This is a genomic window from Bradyrhizobium sp. (assembly GCF_019242285.1).
Lineage (GTDB): Bacteria > Pseudomonadota > Alphaproteobacteria > Rhizobiales > Xanthobacteraceae > Bradyrhizobium.
In genome coordinates this window covers 1-5,283 of the sequence record NZ_JAFAVV010000348.1, presented here as the reverse complement: position 1 = coordinate 5,283, position 5,283 = coordinate 1, and the positions used below count along the sequence as shown (strand labels likewise).

The 5,283-nt window shown below is 64.5% G+C and carries 6 protein-coding genes; 4 read left to right on the top strand and 2 right to left on the bottom strand.

Annotated elements, in window-relative coordinates:
• The 3 genes from JOY90_RS13745 to JOY90_RS13735 all read left to right on the top strand — a co-directional run.
• Window positions 1–633: 3-hydroxyacyl-CoA dehydrogenase family protein (locus JOY90_RS13745; RefSeq protein ID WP_291691667.1), on the top strand; the 633-nt coding region annotated here is incomplete at its 5' end.
• Between the two features lie 71 nt (window positions 634–704).
• Window positions 705–1,058 carry an acyl-CoA thioesterase gene (locus JOY90_RS13740; protein WP_291691668.1) on the top strand — a complete coding sequence of 118 codons (354 nt, stop codon included), beginning with the start codon at window positions 705–707 and terminating at the stop codon, window positions 1,056–1,058.
• 318 nt (window positions 1,059–1,376) lie between these two features.
• On the top strand, window positions 1,377–1,565 hold the full coding sequence (locus JOY90_RS13735) for a hypothetical protein (RefSeq protein ID WP_291691666.1): 189 nt from the start codon (window positions 1,377–1,379) through the stop codon (window positions 1,563–1,565).
• A 9-nt stretch (window positions 1,566–1,574) separates the two neighbouring features.
• On the opposite strand, the gene JOY90_RS13730 is transcribed toward JOY90_RS13735, so the two are convergent.
• Window positions 1,575–2,663, bottom strand: coding sequence for an NAD(P)-dependent oxidoreductase (locus tag JOY90_RS13730; RefSeq protein ID WP_291691665.1), 1,089 nt, complete (start codon window positions 2,661–2,663; stop codon window positions 1,575–1,577).
• Between the two features lie 367 nt (window positions 2,664–3,030).
• Window positions 3,031–4,356 carry an MFS transporter gene (locus JOY90_RS13725; protein WP_291691664.1) on the bottom strand — a complete coding sequence of 442 codons (1,326 nt, stop codon included), beginning with the start codon at window positions 4,354–4,356 and terminating at the stop codon, window positions 3,031–3,033.
• A 204-nt stretch (window positions 4,357–4,560) separates the two neighbouring features.
• Here JOY90_RS13725 and JOY90_RS13720 point away from each other — a divergent pair.
• A partial coding sequence (locus tag JOY90_RS13720; RefSeq protein WP_291691663.1) for a DeoR/GlpR family DNA-binding transcription regulator occupies window positions 4,561–5,283 on the top strand: 723 nt, incomplete at its 3' end.

Here is a 5,283-nt window from a genome sequence, read left to right as displayed (position 1 = left end):
GCCATCGACCGGCTGCCGCTGCCGGTGAAGAGCTCGCCCGGCTTCCTCGTCAACCGCGCACTGACGCCCTACATGCTGGAAGCGATGGTGATGCTGGACCAGAAGATCGACCAGCGCCTGGTCGATGCCGCGGCGGAGGAGTTCGGCATGCCGATGGGGCCGATCGAACTCGCCGACCAGGTCGGGCTCGACATCTGCCTCGACGTCGGCGACATGCTGCGCTCGAAATTCGGCGACCTGTTGCCGCCGACGCCGGCCTGGCTGCGCGACAAGGTCAATCGCGGCGAGCTCGGCCGCAAGACGGGCAAGGGTTTTTATACCTGGAGAGACGGCAAGGCGCAGAAGGGCCCGCTGCCGGAGACCGGCCCGCGTCCTTCGGACGAAATGATCGACCGCCTGGTGCTGCCGATGTCGAACGTTTGCGTCGCTTGCTTGCGCGAAGGCATCGTCGCGGATGCCGACATCGTCGATGGCGCGATGATCTTCGGCACCGGCTACGCGCCGTTCCGCGGCGGCCCGCTCAACTATGCGCGCAGCCGCGGCGTCGACAATGTGACGTCCACGCTGCGCAAGCTCGCGCAGAAGTTCGGCGACCGCTTTGCCCCTGATGCCGGCTGGGAGACTTTCAAATAGTGACCGACACCTCCGCTGCATCGGCGCTCGGAGCCGAGCCCAAGGGTGATCTCTGCATCCGCACATTGGCGATGCCGGCCGACACCAACGCCAATGGCGACATTTTCGGCGGCTGGCTGTTGAGCCAGATGGATGTCGGCGGCGGCGTGTTCGCCTCCAAGGTGGCGAAATCGCGCACCGTGACGGTCGCGATCGAAGCGATGAATTTCCGCAAAGCGGTCTATGTCGGCGATCTCGTCTCCGTGCACGCCAATCTCGTCCGCATCGGCCGCACCTCGATTACCGTGCATCTGGAAGCCTGGGTGCTCCGCCGCAAGGCGCTCGAGCCGATCCTGGTCACCGACGGCAATTTCACCTATGTCTCGATCGACGACGAGGGCAAGCCGCAAGCGATCCGGAAGGCCGATCCGCCGATAATGACGTGACGATCTCGGTTGCGCAGACGCGGTATTCGTAGGGGGGCCTAAGCGGACGCGTACACGGGAGCGCACCACGCAAAGATAGGAGCGCCCACCATTTCAAGTCGGATCTGCTCGAGAGAATGGTGGGCACGGCGCTTTGCGACGTGGCCCTTCCGAATCCCGGGGCGGGCCATCCGGCTATTTGAAGGTCGGAGTATGTCCGGTGGCGCATCCGCACATCACTTTAAGCTGAAGCATTAAATCTGCCTTGTCCTGCAGCATGATGAGGAACCGTTGAGCATCGCTCTCGTTGTCGCGCGTCGTCATTTGAGACCGGAAGACATGCCGAAATCCTACATCATCGAAGTCAGCTCGCGGACCGCCGGTATCGTGGTTCGCGAGGCCTCCGGCTATCGCTTCTTCGCTGCATCCCAACCGTTCTTCGCATTGGAGGGCCGGCTGTTCCGCAATGCCAGCGAGGCCGAACGCGCTGCACTTCGCATCGCCAACGACGACCGGACGGCCGCGTGATCGCGGCCGTTATTTCGCCGACTGTTTTTTTTCACGCGCCAGGGCCTGGATCGCCCGTTCCTGCAGCTCGGCCACGCCGTAGCGGGGGCGATAGCCGGCCGCCTGGAGGCGGTCGGTCGAGAAATGCATCCGGCCCAGCGGGCGGCGGCGCGACAACCGGCCGGCGCGGAGGATGTCCCGCAAGCCATCGAACACCCATGGCAGCTCGATCGACCGCCAGCGCCTGTCCGCGCTGTTGTCGTAGGCCCGGCGGAAGAACTTCGCATAGGTGTTGTCGGGGACGGTGTTGTCGGCAAGATTGAAGACGCTGATGCCGGGTTCAGGGATCGCTCTGGCGAGCGACCGCTCCATGAACCAGATTATGGCGTCGGCGACGTCGAGGACGAAAATCTGCTGGCTGTTGCGGTAACCGGCAACGGCCTTCTTGATGAAGTCCCAGGATCGCAGGTCGACGAGATCATCGACATCGACCACGACGGTCGGCCGTACGATCACGTATTCGACCTTCCTCGCCTCCTCGCGGATCCGCTGCTCGCCGCCGAGCTTGGTGCGGCCGTAGCATCGCACGGTGTCGACCGCGAGATATTCGCTGCTCACGTCGCGATCCGTCGTGAGAACCGGGCTGTCCTCGTCGACATCGGCGTCGAGCTGGCTGCCATAGACGGCCACCGAGCTCACATAGCAGAAGAAGCGCACGCCGGCCGTCTCCGCGGCCCGCGCCAGCAGCCGGGTCGCCTCGACGTTCGACTGATGCATCTTCTCGTGGTCGCGAAGTTCCGCGCCGAGGTGGAGCACGGCGGCGCAGCCGTCGACCAGCGAGGTAAAATCGGAGGATTGCAGCCAGTCGAACCGCACCCATTCCACGCTGCTGTGGTTGCACGGAACCGCCTCCAACGGCCTGGTCGTCAGGGCGCGCACGCGGTAGCCCCGCTCGGCGAGCGCCTTCACGACATGCTGGCCGATCTTGCCGGAAGCTCCTGTTACCAGGATCAGCATTTGGGCCTGGTCGATACCTGACGCAACCGGATTGGATGCAAGCAATAGGGCCTCCATTGAACTGTGCTTGGTGAGGAATTCGTCGGTCGGATCGCGTCGCATCCCGTCGATATGCGCAATGGATCAGCCGACGGGCGCGCGACCGCTACAACGCGGTTCCCGCCATATGGTTGCTATTTTTCAGCGGGAGTTGAGCCGGCCGGCTCGGCGTTCGCCGTGCTCGATCAGGCGTTTGCGCAAGGAAGCGCCCATTGGAGCCGAATGAAGCGGCAGTTTGGCGACAATCGGGCTGGAATGTGGACGCATGCGCGCAAGAGAGATGCCGCGCTGCCAGCTTCGATGACGCAGGCGTGACGCCGCCATGAAGGACGATGATGCGATCAGGAGTTTGCGATCCGACCAAAGCCCGAAAGATCGAGAGAGCTGCCGCGTCGGCGCAGGCTCTCTCGATCGGCGATCGCACCCGGGCTCAGTCGTCATACTCCGCGGAAATGTCCTGGCCGGTATAGTCCGGCATGAACGCCGCCGACACCAGGCTCACCACCGCACAGGCGGCGATGTAGATCGAGACCGCGTAGCCGGAATGGTAGCTCGCGAACAGCGCGGTGGCGATGATCGGCGCAGGTCCGCCCGCGATGATGGAGGCGAGCTGATAACCGAGCGAGGCGCCGCTGTAGCGCAGCCGCGGCGTGAACGCCTCCGCGATCAACGCCGCCTGCGGGCCATACATCATGTCATGCGGAATCAGCGACAGCACGATCGCGATGAACACGGCGGACGGCAGCGCGGTGTCGACCATGCCGAAATACAGGAAGCCGAACAGGCCTGTGACGGCGGCTCCGATCAGGTACATCTTGCGGCGCCCGATGCGGTCGGAGATATAGCCCGACAGCGGGATGGTGATGAAGGAGACGCAGGCCGCCACCAGCACGGCAGTCAGGATCAGGTTGCGCGGCATCTTCAAGGTACCGACCCCGTAGGCGAAGATGAAGGCGGTGAAGACGTAGAACGGGGCCTGCTCGGCCATGCGGACGAGCGCCGACAGGATGATCTCTTTCGGATGCTTCCTGATCACCTCGAGGAGCGGGGCCTTTTCGATCTTGTTGTCGCGCACGACCTGCCGGAACACCGGCGTCTCCAGGATGCCGAGGCGGATCCACAACCCGACCCCAACCAGCACGATCGACAGCGCGAAGGGAATGCGCCAGCCCCAGGTGTTGAATTCGTCGCCCGACATCTGGCTGAAGGCGAGCACGGCGAGGTTCGACAGGAACAACCCGCAGGGTACGCCGAATTGAGGCCATGCCGCGACGAGGCCCCGTTCGTGGTGGGTACGCGACCATTCCATCGCGAGCAGCACCGATCCGCCCCACTCACCGCCGACGCCGATGCCCTGGATCATCCGCAGGATGGTCAGGATGACGGCGCCCCAGATGCCGATGCTCGCATAGGTCGGCACGAAGGCGATGGCAAAGGTCGCCAACCCCATGCACAACAGCGTCGCGATCAGCGTCGCCTTGCGGCCGATGCGGTCGCCATAGTGGCCGAAGATCGCAGCCCCGATCGGCCTGCCGACGAAGCCGATGAAGTAGGTGCCGAACGCGGCGAGCGTCGCCGTGAGCGCATCCTCGTTCGGGAAATACAGCTTGCCGAACACCAGGCCGGCCGCCGTGCCGTAAAGGAAGAAGTCGTACCATTCGATCGCGGTGCCGATGGTGGAGGCGATGATGGCCTTGCGCAATTGCGCGTTATGATCCGGCGCCGACAGTGTCGCGTCCGTAACAAGCGTACTCATGGGATGATCCCCTCGGTCGTTGCTTCCTGCCCCTGGTAGCAAGCCGGTTGCCCCGGTCTTTTCGCGGATGCTAGCGCCGGCCAGCCGCAATCGAAAGGTGCATGTCACCGGAAATTGCATTGCTGCGCCGCAGGAGAGGCGGCATTGACCCAGGGCAGCAACCGCCGCACCATGCGGCGGGAATGTTCGCGAATGGACGCAGCCGTGACCGGACTATCGCATCGCCAGACCGAAATCCTCAACATCGCCCGTGCCTCGGGCCGGGTGATGGTGGAGGAACTGGCACGCCGCTTCGAGGTGTCGGCGCAGACCATCCGCAAGGACCTCAACGATCTCTGCGAGCAGCGGACGCTGACCCGCATCCACGGCGGCGCCATCATCGCCTCCGGCGTGGAGAACCTCGCCTATGAGGCGCGCCGCTTCGTCGCCGCCGAGGAGAAGAAGGCGATTGGCGCCGCCGCCGCAGCGCTGATTCCGAACGGCTGCTCGCTGTTCATCAATATCGGCACCACCACGGAGGAGGTGGCGAGCGCGCTGACCTCGCATCAGGACCTGCTCGTCATCACCAACAACCTCAATGTCGCGATGTTGCTCTACCGGCATCCGCGCATCGAGGTGATCGTGGCGGGCGGCGCGGTGCGCCGCGCCGACGGCGCCGTGGTCGGCTCGACCGCGACGCAGTTGATCGGCCAGTTCAAGGTCGATCACGCCATCATCGGCGCGTCCGCGATCGACGAGGAGGGCGCGCTGCTCGACTTCGACTATCGCGAGGTGCAGGTGGCGCAGGCGATCAGCGCCAACGCGCGCAGTGTGATGCTGGTCGCCGCCTCCAGCAAGTTCACCCGCTCGGCGCCGGTGCGCATCGCGCATATGAGCCAGATCCAGACCTTCGTCACCGACGCGGCGCTGCCGGCCGGTCTGGCGAAC